This window comes from Janthinobacterium sp. CG_23.3, assembly GCF_046115965.1.
Classification (GTDB): domain Bacteria; phylum Pseudomonadota; class Gammaproteobacteria; order Burkholderiales; family Burkholderiaceae_D; genus Janthinobacterium.
On record NZ_JBJXIB010000118.1, the window covers coordinates 1 to 18518 of the forward strand.

At 68.2% G+C, this 18518-nt stretch carries 16 protein-coding genes; all 16 read left to right on the plus strand.

Annotation, left to right across the window (positions count from 1 at the left end; all coding sequences use genetic code 11):
* Positions 1 to 2036 (plus strand): glycine cleavage T C-terminal barrel domain-containing protein (locus ACFDR9_RS21995; protein ID WP_409032351.1); only part of this gene is annotated, 2036 nt, incomplete at its 5' end.
* The gene (locus ACFDR9_RS22000) at positions 2029 to 2715 is read left to right on the plus strand and encodes a sarcosine oxidase subunit gamma (RefSeq protein WP_409032352.1); all 687 of its coding nucleotides are present in this window, start codon (positions 2029 to 2031) and stop codon (positions 2713 to 2715) included. The genes ACFDR9_RS21995 and ACFDR9_RS22000, both read left to right, overlap by 8 nt.
* 97 nt (positions 2716 to 2812) lie before the next feature.
* Positions 2813 to 3784, plus strand: coding sequence for a dipeptidase (locus tag ACFDR9_RS22005; protein ID WP_017876362.1), 972 nt, complete (start codon positions 2813 to 2815; stop codon positions 3782 to 3784).
* Positions 3785 to 3827: 43 nt separating this feature from the next.
* Positions 3828 to 4880, plus strand: coding sequence for a haloacid dehalogenase-like hydrolase (locus tag ACFDR9_RS22010; protein WP_409032353.1), 1053 nt, complete (start codon positions 3828 to 3830; stop codon positions 4878 to 4880).
* Positions 4881 to 4893: 13 nt separating this feature from the next.
* Complete coding sequence (locus tag ACFDR9_RS22015) at positions 4894 to 5916, plus strand: porin (RefSeq protein WP_409032354.1); 1023 nt, start codon at positions 4894 to 4896, stop codon at positions 5914 to 5916.
* Between the two features lie 40 nt (positions 5917 to 5956).
* Complete coding sequence (locus ACFDR9_RS22020; RefSeq protein WP_409032355.1) at positions 5957 to 6475, plus strand: DUF5943 domain-containing protein; 519 nt, start codon at positions 5957 to 5959, stop codon at positions 6473 to 6475.
* 12 nt (positions 6476 to 6487) lie between these two features.
* On the plus strand, positions 6488 to 8548 hold the full coding sequence (locus ACFDR9_RS22025; protein ID WP_017876358.1) for an NADH:flavin oxidoreductase: 2061 nt from the start codon (positions 6488 to 6490) through the stop codon (positions 8546 to 8548).
* Position 8549: 1 nt separating this feature from the next.
* On the plus strand, positions 8550 to 10418 hold the full coding sequence (locus tag ACFDR9_RS22030; protein ID WP_409032356.1) for a (Fe-S)-binding protein: 1869 nt from the start codon (positions 8550 to 8552) through the stop codon (positions 10416 to 10418).
* Positions 10418 to 11524: an electron transfer flavoprotein subunit alpha/FixB family protein gene (locus tag ACFDR9_RS22035; RefSeq protein WP_409032357.1), complete on the plus strand. Its 1107-nt coding sequence runs from the start codon at positions 10418 to 10420 to the stop codon at positions 11522 to 11524. Before ACFDR9_RS22030 ends, ACFDR9_RS22035 begins: the two co-directional genes overlap by 1 nt.
* A 132-nt stretch (positions 11525 to 11656) precedes the next feature.
* The gene (locus ACFDR9_RS22040) at positions 11657 to 12472 is read left to right on the plus strand and encodes an electron transfer flavoprotein subunit beta/FixA family protein (protein ID WP_409032358.1); all 816 of its coding nucleotides are present in this window, start codon (positions 11657 to 11659) and stop codon (positions 12470 to 12472) included.
* A 24-nt stretch (positions 12473 to 12496) separates the two neighbouring features.
* On the plus strand, positions 12497 to 13747 hold the full coding sequence (locus ACFDR9_RS22045; protein ID WP_409032359.1) for an aromatic ring-hydroxylating oxygenase subunit alpha: 1251 nt from the start codon (positions 12497 to 12499) through the stop codon (positions 13745 to 13747).
* A complete protein-coding gene (locus tag ACFDR9_RS22050) occupies positions 13744 to 14844 on the plus strand; it encodes an FAD-binding oxidoreductase (RefSeq protein ID WP_409032360.1) in 1101 nt (366 codons plus the stop codon). The genes ACFDR9_RS22045 and ACFDR9_RS22050 overlap by 4 nt, the downstream gene beginning before the upstream one ends.
* A 1-nt stretch (position 14845) precedes the next feature.
* Entirely contained in the window at positions 14846 to 15316 is a 471-nt protein-coding gene (locus ACFDR9_RS22055; RefSeq protein ID WP_409032361.1) for a dihydroneopterin aldolase, read from the plus strand.
* A 150-nt stretch (positions 15317 to 15466) separates the two neighbouring features.
* Positions 15467 to 16669, plus strand: coding sequence for a formaldehyde dehydrogenase, glutathione-independent (fdhA, locus tag ACFDR9_RS22060; RefSeq protein ID WP_017876351.1), 1203 nt, complete (start codon positions 15467 to 15469; stop codon positions 16667 to 16669).
* A gap of 159 nt (positions 16670 to 16828) precedes the next feature.
* Complete coding sequence (locus ACFDR9_RS22065; protein WP_409032362.1) at positions 16829 to 17674, plus strand: U32 family peptidase; 846 nt, start codon at positions 16829 to 16831, stop codon at positions 17672 to 17674.
* A gap of 259 nt (positions 17675 to 17933) precedes the next feature.
* The coding region (locus tag ACFDR9_RS22070; protein ID WP_409032363.1) for a LacI family DNA-binding transcriptional regulator at positions 17934 to 18518 on the plus strand (585 nt) is incomplete at its 3' end.

The following is an 18518-nucleotide window of genomic DNA, read 5'->3' on the forward strand; positions in this document are numbered from 1 at the left end:
GGGTGCAGCCAACGAGGTGTTTTTCGGAGTGTGTGCAGGGCGAATGGGCGGCGGGGCACGGGGGGGTGCCTTCTGCTCACACCTGCGGGTCCCCCCCCCCCCCCCCCCCCCCCAAGGCGGCGCGCGACGCCGGCGTCGAACTGCTTAACGGCTACGGCGTGGCGCAGGCGCTGGGCGGCCGGGCGGTGCAGGGCGCGCGCCTGGCGCAACTCGACGCCGGCAGCAACAAGGTGGTCGGCCGCGGCGCCGAGGTCGATTGCGACCTGTTGCTGTCGTCGGGCGGCCTGTCGCCGAACGTGCATCTGTTCTGCCACAACGGCAGCCGGCCGCAGTGGAGCGAGGACAAGCTGGCCTTCGTCGCGCCGGTCGACGGCCGCCCGGGCGTGGCCTGCGTCGGCTCGGTGGTCGGCGAATTCGGCCTGCAAGACGCGCTGGCGCAGACCACCCGCATCGTCGTCGGGCTGTGCGCGGCGCTGGGCAAGCCAAGCGCGGCCAAGGCGCCGGAAACGGCCGGCGTCAATTCGGCCATGCCGGCGCAGGCGGCGCGGCGCATTTTCCGCGTCCCGGACGGCAAGGCCGAGGGCCACGGCGCCAAGGCTTTCGTCGACTTCCAAAACGACGTGGCGGCCTCCGACATCCATCTGGCGGTGCGCGAAAACTACCGCTCCATCGAGCTGGTCAAGCGCTACACCGGCCTGGGTTTCGGCACCGACCAGGGCAAGCTGTCGAACGTGAACGGCTTCGCCATCACCGCCGAGGCGCTCGGCAAGCCGGTTTCGGAAGTCGGCACCACCACCTACCGGCCCGCCTACACGCCGGTGGCGTTCGGCGTACTGGCCGGGGCGATGGTCGGCGACACCTTCGACCCGCAGCGCTATTCGGCGATCCACGCCGCGCACAAGGCGCGCGGCGCCAAGTTCGAAGTGGTCGGCCAGTGGCAGCGGCCCTGGTACTTCCCCAAGCCGGGCGAGGACCTGCACGCGGCGGTCGACCGCGAATGCGTCGCCACCCGCGGCGGCGTCGGCATGCTCGACGCCTCCACGCTGGGCAAGATAGACCTGCGCGGGCCGGACGCGCGCGAATTCCTGAACCGCGTCTACGCCAACGCCTGGAGCCAGCTCGGCGTCGGCAAGTGCCGCTACGGCTTGATGCTGGACGAGAACGGCATGGTGATGGACGACGGCGTCACCGCCTGCCTTGGCGAGAACCACTTCCTGATGACCACCACCACCGGCGGGGCGGCGCGCGTGATGTCCTGGCTGGAGCGCTGGCTGCAAACCGAATGGCCGGAGCTGAAGGTGTATTTGACATCGGTCACCGACCACTGGTCGACCTGCGCGCTGGTCGGGCCGAAAAGCCGCGCCGTGCTGCAGAAACTGTGCGGCGACATCGACCTGTCGGCCGCCGCCTTCAAATTCATGGACTGCCGCAGCGGCACCGTGGCGGGCATCCCGGCGCGGGTCTACCGCATCAGCTTTTCCGGCGAGCTGGCCTACGAGGTCAACGTCGACGCCGGCTACGGCCACTACATGTGGGAAGCGCTGATGCGCGCCGGCGCCGAGTTCGACATCACGCCGTACGGCACCGAAACCATGCACGTGCTGCGCGCCGAGAAGGGTTTCATCATCGTCGGCCAGGACACCGACGGTTCGGTCACGCCGATCGACCTGGGCATGGCCTGGGCGGTCAGCATGAAAAAGCCGTTCTCCTTCCTCGGCAAGCGCTCGCTGGCGCGCGCCGACACCGCCCGCGGCGACCGCAAGCAAATGGTCGGCCTGCTGACGGACGACCCGGCGCAGGTGCTGACCGAGGGCGCGCAACTGCTGGCCGGCCCGGACCAGACCCGCATGCTGGGCCATGTCACGTCGAGCTACCACAGCGCCTGCCTGGGCCATTCGGTGGCGCTGGCGGTGCTCGAAGGCGGCGCGCTGAAGGACGGCCAGGCCGTGTACGCCTGGGACGGCGGCCAGCTTATCAAGGCCAGAATCGCCTCGCCCGTGTTTGTCGATCCACAAGGAGACCGCCACAATGTTTAACGAATCCGCCCAATTCGCCGCCGCCGGCGGCACCGTGGTGCAGCCATATTTGCAGTCGCCGCTACACAGCTTCGGCCTGGCCGCCAAGGCCCGCCCGCAGGACGGTTCGCACGGCGTCTGGATGAACGAGCTGGCGCTGCTCGGCTATGTGGCGCTGCGCGGCGACGCCGCCGACCCGCTGTTTCGCGCCGGCGTGGCCGAAGCGCTGGGCGCGCCGCCGCCGCTGCTGCCCAGCAGCTTCGTGCAGACCGCCTTGGGCCTGCTGCTCTGGCAGTCGCCGGACGAGTGGCTGCTGGTGTGCGCGCGGCGCCTGTTGAACGACGCCATCGCCAAGCTGGAGAGCGCCACCGGCGGCCTGCACGCGCAAGTGGTCGACAATTCCGGCGGCCTGACCCAGGTCTACCTGAGCGGCGCCAACCATCTGGCGGTGCTGCACCACGTCGGCGTCTACGATTTCGAGCTGGTCACGCCGGGCCGCGCCGTCTCCACCATGTGCGGGCGCGCCAACATGCTGGTGTACCGGGTCGACGCCGACGGCGTCTTCGTGGTGTTCCGGCGCAGCTTCGCCGACTACGTCTGGCTGCTGCTGAACAAGGCGGCGCGGCCGTACGGCATCGGCGTCCAGCAACTGCCGGCGCGCGCGGCGCATCCGGTGCAGTCGCTGCTGGGCGGGCAATAGGCGTCGTTTTCACCGAACCAAGCAGAGGCAAGCGCCGGGGTCCGACCCCGGGGGGGGCGCCCCGGGTTTAAAACATATTCCACCAACAGGAGCAGCAATGTCGAATTTGCATGAAGACGCCATCGTCATCGATGGCCTGATTATCGCCAAGTGGGATCGCTCGATCTTCGAGGACATGCGCCGCGGCGGCCTGAGCGCCGCCAACTGCACCGTCTCGGTGTGGGAGGGCTTCGCCGACACCGTCAAGAACATCGCCGACATGAAAAAGCTGATCCGCGAGAACGAGGATCTGGTGACGCTGGTGCGCTGCGCCCAGGACGTGATCGACGCCAAGGCGGCCGGCAAGACCGGCATCATCCTCGGCTTCCAGAACGCCCACGCCTTCGAGGACAACCTCGGCTACATCGAAGCCTTCGCCGACATGGGCGTGCGCGTGGTGCAGCTGTGCTACAACACGCAAAACCTGGTCGGTACCGGCTGCTACGAGCGCGACGGCGGCCTGTCCGGCTTCGGCCGCGAAGTCATCGCCGAGATGAACCGGGTCGGCATCATGGTCGACCTGTCCCACGTCGGCGGCAACACCTCGGAAGAGGCGATCCTGGCTTCAAGCAAGCCGGTCTGCTATTCGCACTGCCTGCCGTCCGGCCTGAAGGAACACCAGCGCAACAAGAGCGACCAGCAGCTGCGCTTCATCGCCGAGCACGGCGGCTTCATCGGCGTGACCATGTTCCCGCCCTTCCTCAAGCGCGGCATCGAAGCCACCGTCGACGACTACGTCGAGGCGATCGACTACGTCATCAACCTGGTCGGCGAGGAGTGCGTCGGCGTCGGCACCGACTTCACCCAGGGCTACGACAAGGGCTTCTTCGATTGGATCACCCACGACAAGGGCCAATACCGCCAGTTGACCAAGTTCGGCACCATCCTCAACCCGCTCGGCATCCGCACCATCGGCGAATTCCCGAATTTGACGGCGGCGATGCAGAAAGCCGGCTGGAGCGAGTCACGCATCCGCAAGGTGATGGGCGCGAACTGGGTGCGCGTCTTCGGCGAAGTCTGGCGCGGCTGACGCATACACAAGCATTATTTGATTGCCTAACCTGGAGCTGAAGATGATCCGTCTATGTACATTGCTGCTGTCCCTTGCGCTGATCTGCGCCGGGAATGCCGGCGCCACCGACTTGAAGCACTGGCCGGCCGCCGCCAAGGTCCAGTTGGAGGCCTTGATCGCGACCCACGCCAACAGCGGCGCCTACGCCGTGTTCGACTGGGACCAGACCAGCGCGCGTTGGGATCTGGAAGAGTCGCTGCTGCCTTTTCTTGAAATGAAGGGCGTGCTGACGCGGGAAAAGCTCGATCCGTCGCTGAAGCTGGTGCCCTTCAAGGACAGCGAAGGCCAGCGCGAAAGCCTGAACAGCTATTACCAGCGGCTGTGCGAAATCGACGACATGGTGTGCTACCCCTGGGTGGCGCAGGTGTTTTCCGGCTTCACGCTGGCCGAGTTGAAGCAGTATGTCGACCAGCTGCTGGCCTACGACAAGCTGATCCCGGCGAGCTATTTCGAGGGCGGCGCCGTGAAGCAGGCGCAGATCCATCCGCAGCGCGTCTATCCGGGCCAGCAGGAGCTGTTCCACAAGCTGATGGAGAACGGCATCGAGGTGTATATCGTCTCGGCCGCGCACGAGGAGTTGGTGCGCATGGTGGCGTCCGATCCGAAGTACGGCTACGACGTCAAGCCGCAGAACGTCATCGGCGTGACCACCTTGCTGAAGAACCGCAAGAGCGGCGCGCTGACCACGGCGCGCAAGCAGATCGCCGAAGGCAGTTACAACCAGGCCGCCAACCTGGAACTGGAAGTGCAGCCCTATCTGTGGACGCCGGCCACCTGGATGGCGGGCAAGCACGCGGCCATCCTGACCTACATCGACGAATGGAAAAAACCCATCCTGGTGGCCGGCGACACGCCCAACAGCGACGGCTACATGCTGTTCCACGCCACCGACGTGGAGCGTGGCGGGGTGCGCCTGTGGGTCGACCGCAAGGCCGCGCACCTAGCGACGATCCAGGCCGCCGCGAAGCGCCACGCGGCCCGGCAGGCAGCGCTGGGCCAGCCGGTGACGGCGGAGCGGAACTGGATCGTGGTCAAGCCCGAAGAACTCGAATAACTGGAAGGGATCGATGATGAACAAGATAATGGCCAGCGTGCTGGCCGCCGGGTCGGTGGCCGCCGCCGCCGCGCAAGCGCAGTCCAGCGTTACCGTGTACGGCCGGCTCGACCTGGGCCTGCGCTACAGCAGCAACCAGAACAAAAACGGCGACGGCCGCACGGAAGTGATGTCGGGCGCCACCAGCCCGAGCCGCTGGGGCGTGCGCGGCATGGAGGAGCTGGGCGCAGGCATGAAGGCGCTGGTGGTGCTGGAAGGCGGCATCAACCCCGACACCGGCACCGCCGCGCAGAGCGGGCGGCTGTTCGGCCGCACCGCGTCGGTCGGGCTGGCGGGCGCCTTCGGCACGGTCACGGCGGGGCGCCAGGTCAGCCCCGTGTATGAAACCATGCCGCTGAACGAGCCCTTCGGCTGGGCCAATCTGTACGAGGACGGTTACATCTACGACAACTACACCAGCAAGCGTTGGGACAATTCGCTGAAGTACGCCGGCAGCTTCGGCGCCGTCAAGACCGCGCTGATGCTCGGCCTGGGCGAGCGCGCCGGCGACAACCGGGCCGGGCGCAACGCCGGCGCCAGCGTGTCGTATGCGGCCGGCGCGCTGGCCTTGAACGGCGCCTACCAGCAAACCCGCAACGCCAAGGCCGTGGCCGACCACAAGGCGCTGACCGTGGGCGGCAGCTACAGCGCCGAGCCGTTCAAGTTCTTCCTGAACTACCTGCGCCACAGCAGCGACCTGACGGCGCAGCGCAACGACGTCTGGGCCACCGGCCTGACCTACGCGCTGACGCCGCGGGTCGACCTGGTCGGCGCGCTGTACTACGACCGCCAGAAGGATGTCGCCGGCAACAAGAAGTCGGGCGCCGGCATGGTCAATTACAAGCTCTCGAAGCGCAGCAATGTGTACCTGCAGGCCGACTATCGCAAGACCGACGCCGGCTACGCCAGCAATGTGTTCGACGACCAGGGCTTTGCCCTGCCGGCCGGCATCCACAAGCGCGCCAGCGTCACCGTCGGGATGCGCCACCAGTTTTAACGCCCCCCGCGAGCCGATCAATGCAACGAGGAGATGTCCCATGAAGCCGCAACTGCCTATCGAAGTCAATGAAGAAACCGGAATCTGGAGCACCGACGGCCTGCCGATGCTGTACGTGCCGCGCCATTTTTTCGTCAACAACCACGCCGCCATCGAGGCCGCGCTGGGGCGCGAGCGTTACGCCCAACAGCTCTACGAGGCCGGCTACAAATCGGCCTATTTCTGGTGCGAGAAGGAAGCCGCGACCCACGGCCTGGCCGGGCTGGCGGTATACGAGCACTACCTGAACCGCCTGTCGCAGCGCGGCTGGGGCCTGTTCAAGTTCGAATCGGTCGACGCCGAGACCGGCCACGCCAGCATCAGCCTGCGGCATTCAGCCTTCGTGCTGGCGCAGCCGGAGGCGCGCGACAAGCTGTGCTACATGTTCGCCGGCTGGTTCTCTGGCGCCATGGACTGGGTTGCCGCCACCACCGGGCGCGACTACCGCACCGTCAGCAGTGAAACCCGCTGCGCCGCCGAAGGCCACGCGCACTGCGTCTTTACCGTAGCACCAAAATAAGCCGAGGTTCGCATGCGTTACCCGAATTTGTTTGCCCCGATCACGCTGAACAAGCTGACGATCCGCAACCGCATCATCAGCACGGCCCATGCCGAGGTGTACGCCGAAAACGGCCTGCCGGGCGAGCGCTACATCCGTTATTACGAGGAAAAGGCCAAGGGCGGCCTGGGCCTGGCGATTTGCGGCGGTTCCAGTTCGGTTTCGCAGGACAGCCCGCAGGGCTGGTGGAAGTCGGTCGACCTGAGCCACGACCGCGTCATCGAACCGCTGGCGCGGCTGGCCGCGACCATGCACAAGCACGGCGCCAAAATCATGATCCAGGCCACCCACATGGGGCGCCGCTCGAACTACCACGGCGAGCACTGGCCGCACCTGGTGACGCCGTCCGGCGTGCGCGAGCCTGTCCACCGCGGCAACGCCAAGGTGATCGAGCCGCACGAGATGGCGCGCATCGTGCGCGACTTCGCCGCCGCCGCGCGCCGCGTCAAGCAGGCCGGCATGGACGGCATCGAAATTTCGGCGGCGCACCAGCACTTGATCGACCAGTTCTGGAGCCCGCGCACCAACAAGCGCACCGACGCTTACGGCGGCAGCCTGGAAAACCGCATGCGCTTCGGCATGGAGGTGCTGGCGGCGGTACGCGCCGAGGTCGGCCCCGACTTCTGCGTCGGCATGCGCATGTGCGGCGACGAATTCCACGAGGACGGCCTGAGCCACGACATGCTCAAGGAGATCGCCCAGGAGCTGGAGAAGTCCGGCCTGATCGACTTCCTCAGCGTAATCGGCTCCGGCGCCGACACCCACAACACGCTGGTCAACTGCATGCCGCCGATGGCCTTGCCGCCCGAGCCCTTCGTGCATCTGGCGAACGGCATCAAGTCGGCGGTCAGCCTGCCGGTGATGCATGCGCAAAGCATCCGCGACCCGGTCCAGGCCGAGCGCATCCTGGCGGCCGGCATGTGCGACCTGGTCGGCATGACGCGCGCGCACATCGCCGACCCGCATCTGGTGATGAAAATCCGCGACGGCCGCGAAGACCAAATCAAGCAGTGCGTCGGCGCCAACTACTGCATCGACCGCCAGTACAACGGCCTGGACGTGTTGTGCGTGCAAAACGCCGCCACCAGCCGCGAGGAGCACATGCCGCACCTGGTCGAGAAAACCGCCGGCAGGGTGCGCAAGGTGGTCGTCGTCGGCGCCGGCCCGGCCGGCCTGGAGGCGGCGCGGGTGGCGCGCGAGCGCGGCCACGAGGTGGTGCTGTTCGAGAAAAACGCCGAGGTCGGCGGCCAGATCATGCTGGCCGCGAAGGCGCCGCAGCGCGAGCAGATGGCCGGCATCGTGCGTTGGTTCGACATGGAGACCAAGCGCCTCGGCGTCGACCGGCGCCTGGGCGTGGCGGCCGACGCGGCGGCGATCCTGGCGGAGCGGCCCGACATCGTCGTGCTGGCCACCGGCGGCAGCAGCCACACCGGGCAGGTGGCGCGGTGGGGCGCGGCCGAGGGTATCTCGGTGAGCAGCTGGGACATCCTGTCGGGCCGGGTCGCGCCGGGCAAGACCGTGCTGGTGTACGACGGCGTCAGCACCCAGGCCGGCGCCGGCGTGGCCGACTTCCTGGCCAGCCGGGGCAGCCTGGTGGAAATCGTCACGCCCGACGTCAAGGTGGCCGACGACGTCGGCGGCACCACCTTCCCGATTTTCTACCGCCGCATGTACGCCCAGGGCGTCGTGATGACGCCGAACTACTGGCTCGACAGCGTGCACCGCGAGGGCGACAAGTGCATCGCCGTGCTGCGCAACGAATACACCGAGGAGCTGGAGGAGCGTGAAGTCGACCAGGTCGTCATCGAGAACGGCATCGTGCCCAACGAGGGCCTGTACTGGGAGCTCAAGGAGCGCTCGGCCAACCTCGGCGAAACCGATATCGAGACGCTGTACGCGGCCAAGCCGCAGCCGTCGCTGGCGCAGGCGCTGAACCCCGGTCAGTTCCTGCTGTTCCGGGTCGGCGACTGCATCTCGATGCATAACATCCACGGCGCCATCTACGACGCGCTTCGCCTGTGCAAGGACTTTTAATATGTTGGCCTACGCTTTAACGGTATCGTTTTGGTGCGCCTGCCTGCTGTTGTTGCTGGGCCTGGCGCGGCGCGCGCGGCTGTGGCGCAACGGCCGCGCCGCGCCGCTTGTCTGGAGCGGCTTGCTGGCGGTGCCCAAGCGCTACCTGGTCGACCTGCACCACGTGGTCGCGCGCGAGCCCTTCGTCGCCAACAGCCACGCGGCGGTGGCCGGCGGCGCCGTGCTGTCGATCGCCGTCATCGGCGTCAATTACGGCCTGGCGCTGTATTCGCCGCTGTTGGACCGGGTGCTGCTGCTGGCCTCGGCCGTGATGTTGGGCGGTAGCGCGATGATGGTATGGCGCCGGCGCGCGCCGCCGGCCCGGCTCTCGCGCGGGCCGTGGATGCGGCTGCCGTTTTCGCTGGCGGCGTTCGCCGTCGGCGCCGCGCTGGCGGCCTGGCTGGCGCCGGGCGGCGGGCTGGCCCCGGCCGCCGTGGTCGTCGCGCTGCTGTTGTTCGGCACCGCCGAGCTGGCGCTGGGCATCGGCATGGGCGGACCGATGAAGCACGCCGTCGCCGGCCTGCTGCACCTGGCCTTCCACCCGCGCCCCGAGCGCTTCGCCGGCCAGCGTTCGACCGACCTGAAACCCGCGCGGCTGGAGCGGGGCGAGTTCGGCGCCGCCAAGCCGGCCGACTTCAGCTGGAACCGCCTGCTGTCGTTCGACTCCTGCGTCCAGTGCGGCAAATGCGAGGCGGCCTGTCCGGCGCTGGCGGCGGGGCAACCGCTGAACCCGAAAAAGCTGATCCAGGACATGGTGGCCGGCATGGCCGGGAAAAGCGACGCGCAGTACGCCGGCACGCCGTATCCCGGCAAGCCGGTCGGCCTGCACCGCGGCGCGCCGCACCTGGCCATCGTGCCCGGCCTGATCGACGCCGACACCATCTGGTCCTGCACCACCTGCCGCGCCTGCGTGCAGGAGTGCCCGATGCTGATCGAGCACGTCGACGCCGTCGTCGAGATCCGCCGCGACCTGGCCATGGTGCAGGGCGCGGTGCCGGGCAAGGGCGCGCAGGCGCTGGAGAATTTGCGCCAGACCGACACCGTCGGCGGCTTCGCCAAGGCGATGCGCTACCACTGGGCGATCGACCTGAACGTGCCGACGCTGGCGCCGGGCGGCGCGACCGAGTGGCTGCTGATCGCCGGCGAGGGCGCCTTCGACATGCGCTACCAGCGCGCGCTGCGGGCGCTGGTGAAGGTGCTGCAGCACGCCGGGGTGCAGTTCGCCGTGCTGGGCGCGGCCGAAATGGACAGCGGCGACCTGGCGCGCCGGCTCGGCGACGAGGCGGCCTTCCAGGATCTGGCGAAGGGTAATATCGCGCTGCTGGACGGCCTGCGCTTCAAGCACATCGTCACGCCCGACCCGCACGTGTTCCACTGCCTGAAGAACGAATACCCGGCTCTTGGCGGGCGCTACGACGTGCACCACCACAGCCAGTTGCTGGCGCAGTTGCTCGACGAAGGCCGCATCGCGCTGAAGGACGCCGCGCCGGCCGCGCCGCTGACCTACCACGACCCCTGCTACCTGGGCCGCTATAACGGCGAGGTCGAAGCGCCGCGCAAGGTCTTGCGCGCGCTCGGCATCGAAGTACTGGAGATGGAGCGTTCGAAGGAGCGCGGGCGGTGCTGCGGCGGCGGCGGCGGCGCGCCGTTCACCGACATTCCCGGCGCCACCCGCATTCCCGACATCCGCATCGCCGACGCCCGCGCCACCGGCGCCGCCACCGTGGCGGTGGCCTGCCCGAACTGCACCGCGATGCTGGAAGGCGTGGTCGGGCCGCGGCCGGAGGTGATGGAATTGGCCGAACTGCTGGTTTTACGACTGAGGGACTGATGGAACACCAATCAAGCATACCGAGGATTAATCCGCGCCGGCCTTATGTGATCGCCGCGTCCGGCCTGAAACGCATCGTACTGGGACAGGAAACCGGCTCGCGCGAGCTGCACCACGGCGGCCACGCGGCGGCGGCGAAACCGCTGCGCAGCGCGCGGCCGGCGACGGCGGCCATTCTGGTGCTGCTGCACAGCGAACGCGGCGGACTCGACGAACACGCGCGCCAGACCATCGCCGCCGCCACCTTGCTGGCCGACGCCGACACCGCCGTGGTGGTGGCGGTGCTGGGCGGCTGCGCCGAGCCGCTGGGCGCGTTGGGCGCCGACGTTGGCGTGCAACTGCCGCAGCTGGGCGGCGCCGGCTACCTGGTCGAAGCGCGGCTGGCGCAGGCGCTGGCGCTGGTCGAGCAGTACCGGCCGCGCCACATTTTGCTGCCCGAACGCGACGCCGACGCCGACCTGGGGCGGCGCCTGGCGGCGCGCAGCGGCGCCAGCATCGCCACCGACGTGGTCGAACTGACGCGCGAGACGGCGTGCCGCATCGTGCCCGGCGCCCGCTTTGCGCGCTGCGCGCTGCCGCGCATTATCCTGCTGGCGCGCCACGCCGCCGACGCCCGCCTGCCGTATGTGGGACGGGGCGAGGACGCGGCGGCGCCGGTGGCCGAGGCGGCGCTGGAGCGGGGCCTGCGCGATTTGGGGCTGGAGGGCAGCGACCCGGACCAGGTGGCGCTGGAGGAGGCCGACTTCATCCTCTCCGGCGGCAACGGCATGCGCGACATGGCCGGCTTCGCCGCCCTGGCGCAGGCGCTGGGGGCGGCCACCGGAGCCTCGCGCGTGGCGGTCGACGACGGCCGCTTCGCGCGCGCCCGGCAGATCGGCGCGACCGGCAAGACGGTGCAGGCCAGCGTCTACATGGCGCTGGGGATATCGGGCGCGGTGCAGCATCTGCAGGGCATCAAGGACTGCCGCCACGTCATCGCCGTCAACCTGGACCAGAGCGCGCCGATCGTCAAGCGCGCCAACCTGACGCTGGTGGAGGACAGCGGCGCGTTGATGCAGGCGCTGCTGCAACTGGTACGCGCCGCGCAAGCGGCCAAATCCGCCTAGAGCCGCTGCCGACGCCAGTCGGGTTACCCACACCGTGTAAGGGATGGCGGGCTAACCCGACCTACAGAATCGGTTTTGCGCGGTTGGCTTTAAACGTTTCCCCGGCAATGACACTTTTTATAGAGGCGAAGCATGAACGATAATCTAAAGATTGCGGTGCTGCTGGCGCCGGCGCGCCACCCGCTCAGCGCGCGCGCCCAGGCCGGCGCGTGCGACGCGGCGGCCTTCGAGCTGGCCTGCAGCCTGCAGCCGGCCGAACAGCTGACGCTGCTGTGCGCCAGCGTCGACGGCGCCATCGCGGCCGCCGACCTGCGCCCCTACGCCGCGCTGGGCGCGGCCAACATCGAACTGCTGGCCGTGGCCGGCGACGCCGCGCTGCTGCCGGCGCTGGCGGCGCGGTTGGACGGCTTCGACCTGGTCATCTGCGGCATGCGTTCGGAAGGGCAGGCCGCCTCCGGCCTGCTGGCCTACCGGCTGGCCGAGGCGCTGGAGCTGCCGCTGGCGAGCGACGTGCTGGAGGCGCGGCGCGTCGGCGGCGCGCTGCGCGTGCGCCAGTTCCTGCCCAAGGGCCTGCGCCGCCTGCTGGAACTGGACGGGCCGGCGCTGCTGGCGGTGCACGCGCGCGCGCCGCGTACGCGCCAGTACGCCTACGCGCGCGCCGCCGCAGGGCGTATCGCGCACCGCGCCGGCGCCGCCGGGAGCATACTCGGCGGCGGCGGCGGCGGCGGCGGCGTCGGCGTCGGCGCGGTGTGGAGCTACGAGGCGCTGACGCGCCGTCCGCGCCCGCTCAAGGCGGCGCTGGCGCAAAGCGGCCACACGCGCATGTTGGGCGCCATCGGCGGCGACGGCGCCGGCAAGGGCGGCGAAGTCGTGAAACAGGGGAATGCCGTCGAAAAAGCACAAGTATTGCTCGACTATTTACGCGACCATGGCTTGGTCAACTTTTGATTCCTAGAGCGGGAAAGCGCATACATGACTACCAAGACCACCGATATTCATACTTTGCTGGCACGTCGGAAAACAGCATATAGCCTTGAGCAGGCGTTTTACACCGACCCGGCGATTTTCGAGTTGGACATGGAACTGATCTTTGGCCGCCACTGGATCTACGTCGGTCCCGAGCCGAGCGTGCCGGAGCCGGGCGACTACGTCACGGTCGAGCTGGGACGCACCTCGGTGCTGGTGGTGCGCGACGACGACATGCGGTTGAACGCCTTCCACAACGTCTGCCGCCACCGCGGTTCGCGCCTGTGCCAGCAGCAGAAGGGCATGGTCGGCAATCTGGTTTGCCCCTACCACCAGTGGACCTACAACCTGCAGGGCGCGCTGATGTTCGCCGAGCACATGGGCGACAAGTTCGACGTCTCCCAGCACAAGCTCAAGCCGGTCCACCTGCGCAACGTCGGCGGCCTGCTGTTCATCTGCCTGGCCGAGGCGCCGCCGGCCGACATCGACGACATGGCGCGCCAGATGGAACCGTACCTGGCCCAGCACAACCTGGCCAACTGCAAGATCGCCAAGCAGATGGAGATCGTCGAGGACTGCAACTGGAAGCTGACGATGGAGAACAACCGGGAGTGCTACCACTGCCGCGCCAACCATCCCGAGCTGACCATGTCGCTGTACGAATACGGCTTCGGTTACGCGCCGGACCCGAAGCACAGCGACGGCCTGGAGCAGTACCAGGGCATTTTGAACCAGCGCCACGCCGAATGGGAGGCGCAGGGCCTGCCGTCGCGCGAAATCGACCATCTGGACGACTGCGTGACGGGTTTTCGCACCGAGCGCCTGCCGCTGGACCGCGCCGGCGAGTCGCAAACCATGAACGGCGCCGCCGCTTGCCGCAAGCTGTTGGGCGAATTCGGCCGGGCCGACCTGGGCGGGCTGTCGTTCTGGACCCAGCCGAACTCCTGGCACCATTTCATGAGCGACCATATCGTCACCTTCACGGTGCTGCCGATATCGGCCGAAAAAACCATGGTGCGCACCACCTGGCTGGTGCACAAGGACGCCGTCGAGGGCGTCGACTACGACCTCGACAACCTGGCCGCCGTGTGGATCGCCACCAACGCCCAGGACCAGGCGCTGGTGGAAGCGTCGCAGCGCGGGGTGCGCAGCGACGCCTACGAACCCGGCCCGTATTCGCCGTACACCGAGATGCTGGTCGAGAAGTTCTGCAACTGGTACGTCACGCGCCTGTCCGCGCTGGTGCCGCGGCCATGAACGCGCGCATGCCGGACCTGGCGTCGCTGGCGCAGCAGTGGGACGGCGCCAACGACGACACCCTGGTCTGCCGCCACGTGCGGCAGGAGACCGCCGACGTCAAGACCTTCCTGTTCGCCGCCCCGGCGGCGCGTACGATGCGCTACTGGCCGGGCCAGTACCTGACGCTGGAGCTGGACATCGACGGCGTGCGCGTCAACCGCTGCTACACGCTGTCGTCGACGCCGACCCGGCCCGACATGGTCTCGATCACGGTCAAACGGGTGCCGGGCGGGCTGGTGTCGAATTGGTTGCACGACAATTTGCAGGTTGGCGCCAGCGTGCGCGTGCTCGGCCCCGGCGGCGAGTTCTCCTGCTTCCTGCAAGCGCCGCCGGCGGCCGGCAAATACCTGTTCCTGTCGGCCGGCAGCGGCGTCACGCCGTTGATGTCGATGGCGCGCGCGCTGCACGACCTCAGCTTCGACGCCGACATCGCCTTCGTACACAGCGCGCGCACGCCGGCCGACATCATTTTCGCCCGCGAACTGGAGCTGCTGGCGCACAACCAGCGGCGTTTCCGCCTCGGCCTGGTGTGCGAGCGGCGCGGCGACGCGGCCGCCTGGGCCGGCTTCACCGGCTATCTGTCGCGCGCGGTGCTCGAACATATCGCCCCCGACCTGGCCCAGCGCGAAGTGTTTTGCTGCGGCCCGGCGCCCTACATGGCGGCGGTGCGCGCGCTATTGCAGGAGGCCGGCTTCGACATGGCCCATTACCACCAGGAGAGCTTCGCCTTCGAGACGCTGGAGGCCGACGGCGCAAGCCAGCCGGCGGCGCCGGTGGCGGCCGAAGCTGCGCCGGGCTTCACGGTGAAGTTCGAGCGGCTCGGCAGCGAAGTCGCCTGCGGCGGCGGCCAGACCATCCTGGAGGCGGCGCGCGCGGCCGGCATGCGCCTGCCGGTGTCGTGCACCAAGGGCATGTGCGGCACTTGCAAGACGCGCATGTTGTCCGGCCAGGTCGACATGCGGCACGCCGGCGGCATACGCCAGCGCGAAATCGACCAGGGTTGGATTTTGCCGTGCTGTAGCCGGCCGCTGTCGGACGTCACGCTGGAACGCTGATATGCGCAACCTGCCATGGACCATCAACGTCAGCGACCTGCACACCCGGCTGCGGGTCGGCATCTGGGAACACGAGCGCGAGTTCCAGCCGATTATCGTGAACCTGTCGCTGCGCGCGCTGGTGCCGGCGGCGCCGCAGGGCATCGAGGACTGCCTCGACTACCAGCCGATTTGCCACTGGATCAGCGACAAATGGCCGACCTGGCCGCACACGCCGTTGCTGGAGACGCGCATGCGCGAGTTGATGGAGTTCGTCTTCCACTACGACGCCCGCATCGAATGGGCCGACGTTAGCATCAGCAAGCCCAGCGCCATCGCCGGCAGCCGCGCGGTCGGCGTGCGCCTGGCGCTGTCGCGCGCCGACTTCGAGGCCGCGTTCGGGCCTGTCCACGGCACCGGCAGCGTATGTTCGTGCGCCGCCCAACTCCTTAAAACCAAGGGCAAAGAGCCGGGGTCGGACCTACAGGTCTGACCCCAGGGGTACGCCCTTGTTTTAAATCGATCCCCCGGCGTTTTCCAGCCGATCCATGTCGGAATCGTTAAAGTCGCGCCCACCCTGCATGATATTTTTAGTAACGGTCCGCCCCGATGCGGAGCGCCAAACAACTACAGGAGATTTACCATGGCAGAAAATCGCGGCGTGGTCTACGTCGATCACGGCAGGGTGGAAGTGCAGTCGATTCCGTTCCCGAAACTGGACAATCCGCTCGGTCGCAAGATCGAACACGGCGTCATTTTGCGGGTCGTCACGACCAACATCTGCGGCTCCGACCAGCACATGGTGCGCGGCCGCACCACCGCGCCGTCCGGCCTGGTGCTGGGCCACGAAATCACCGGCGAGGTGATCGAAGTCGGCAAGGACGTCGAAACGCTGAAGAAGGGCGACCTGGTGTCGGTGCCCTTCAACGTCGCCTGCGGCCGTTGCCGCACCTGCAAGGAGCAGCACACCGGCGTGTGCCTGAGCGTGAACCCGGCGCGCGCCGGCGGCGCCTACGGCTACGTCGACATGGGCGGCTGGATCGGCGGTCAGGCCGAATACGTGATGGTGCCGTACGCCGACTTCAACCTGCTGCGCTTCCCCGACAAGGACGCGGCGATGCTGAAAATCGAGGATCTGACGTGCCTGTCCGATATCCTGCCGACCGGTTACCACGGCGCCGTCACGGCCGGGGTCGGGCCGGGCGCCACCGTCTACATCGCCGGCGCCGGACCGGTCGGGTTGGCGGCGGCGGCCTCGGCGCGCCTGCTGGGCGCGGCCGTGGTGATCGTCGGCGACGTCAATCCGCTGCGCCTGGTACACGCGCGCGCGGTCGGCTTCGAAACCGTCGACCTGTCGCTGGACGCGACGCTGAGCGAGCAGATCGCCGCCATCCTGGGTGAGGCGGAAGTCGATTGCGCGATCGATTGCGTCGGCTTCGAGGCGCGCGGCCACGGCCACGCCGGCTCGCAGAGCGAGGCGCCGGCCACGGTGCTCAATTCGCTGATGGAGGTGACCCGCGCGGCCGGGCGCATCGGCATCCCCGGCCTGTACGTGACGGACGACCCGGGCGCCAGCGACCCGGCCGCCAAGCGCGGCAGCCTGTCGATCCGGCTCGGGCTGGGCTGGGCCAAGTCGCACAGCCTGCACACCGGCCAGACCCCGGTGATGAAGTACAACCGCCAGTTGATGCAGGCGATTCTGTGGGACCGCATCAAGATCGCCGACATCGTTGGCGTGCAGGTCATCACGCTCGACCAGGCGCCCGACAGCTACCAGCAGTTCGACGCCGGCGCGCCGAAGAAATTCGTCATCGATCCGCACAACACGCTGAAGCGCGCCGCATAGCATTCAAACCAAAGGCGTAACCCCGGGGGCGGACCCTCGGGGTCCGACCCCGGTCCTTGCCTTTGGTTGGCCGCGCTCCTAGTCCGTTCTACCTATGGGCGCGGCGGCCGGCGGCGGCTACACTTGAACTCCGGACTATGCCAGTCCAAGGAAACAAGTATGAAACCACTCAAGATTTCCCTCGCTCCCTTGGCGCATTACTGGTCGAAGGCGGACACGCTGCGCTTCTACGCCGAGGCGCGGCATTGGCCGGTCGATATCATCTACCTGGGCGAAGTGGTGTGTTCGCGGCGCCATTTGATGCAGTCGCAGGACTGGTTCGCGCTGGCGCAGGACTTGCGCGCGGCCGGCAAGCAGGTGGTGATGGCGACCTTGCTGCGCGTCGATAACGACGCCGACCGCCACGCCACCGAGGCGCTAGTCGAGCGCGCCGTGGCCGACGGTTTGCAACTGGAGGCCAACTGCTTCGGCGTGGTCCGCGCGATCCGCGCCATGCAAGGGCAGTCGTTCGTCGCCGGCCCTAGTCTGAACGCGCACCACGAAGGCATCCTGTCCTGGCTGGCCATGCTGGGCGCGAGCCGCTTCCAGCCGCCGCCCGGCCTGCCGCTGGATGTCTTGGGCGCGCTGCAGCAGCGCCGCCCGGCCGGCATGCAGACCGAAGTGAGCGTGTGGGGCCAGCTCGCGCTGGAGTTCAACGCCCATTGCTTCAGCGCGCGCGACGGCGCGCAGGGGCAGGGCGTCTGCGATTTCCGCTGCCAGGGCGAGCCGCGGCGCTTGCCGGCGCAAACGGGCAGGCGCGGCGCCGGCCTGCCGCTCGCCGGCGAGAACTGCGTCGACATGTTCGCGCACGTTCCGGCGCTGCGCTCGCTGGGCGTCGAGATCATCCGCGTCCAGCCGCAGGCGCAGGGGATGGCGGCGCTGCTGAAGGCTTTCGACGGCGCCCGCCAGCCACTGCGCTTTGGCGTCGAGAGTATCGCCTGGATGGGGCAATCGAGCCTGCACTGAACATCACGGGCCGCCGCCACGGCCGCGCGCGAAAACCTGCCACACCCATTTCGCCAACGCCGCGTAGAGCAGGCCGAGCAGGGCCGACGGCAGTTTGTAGCAGCTTAGCAGCTTAGGGGACAGACCACGATTTCCGAGGGAAGTTTCTCGGAAATCGTGGTCTGTCCCCGGTGTGGCGCGTGTTACCATGGAGACCGTTTTGGCTTCGGCGCGACGCCTCGGCGGCACCTCGTTTAACTCATCCCATCCAGGAGTATTTTTGGCAACGCTGAAAGACGTCGCGGCGCTCGCCGGTGTAGGCATGTCGACGGCATCGCGCGCCATTTCCGGTGCCGGACCGGTCTCGGCCAAAGCCGCCGCGCGCGTGCAGGCGGCCATCGAACAACTCAATTTCCGCCCGTCTTCGATCGGCCGCTCGCTGTCGGCGCAGTCGCTCGGCATGATCGGCGTGTTCGTGCCGTCGTTCTTCGGCGCCTATTACGGCAGCATCCTGAAGCAGACCGACACCGAACTGCGCGCGCTGCGCCGGCACGTGGTGGTGGCGACCGGTTGCGGCGACGAGTCGCCGCGCGAGCAGGCCATCGAGGCGGTCAAATTCCTCATCAGCCGCGACTGCGACGGCATCCTGGTGCTGGGCCACGACCTGCTCGACGAGGACTTGATCGCGCTGCAGCGCATGCAGCCGAAAATGGCGTTCCTGAACCGCCGCTGCGCGCAATTGCCGGACGCGTCGTTCTGCCCGGACCACCGCGGCGGCGGCGTGCTGGCCTGCCTGCACGGGGCCGGCGTGGCGGTGCCGGCGCAGGTGTCGGTGATTGGCTATGACGACGATTACTCGGCGGCG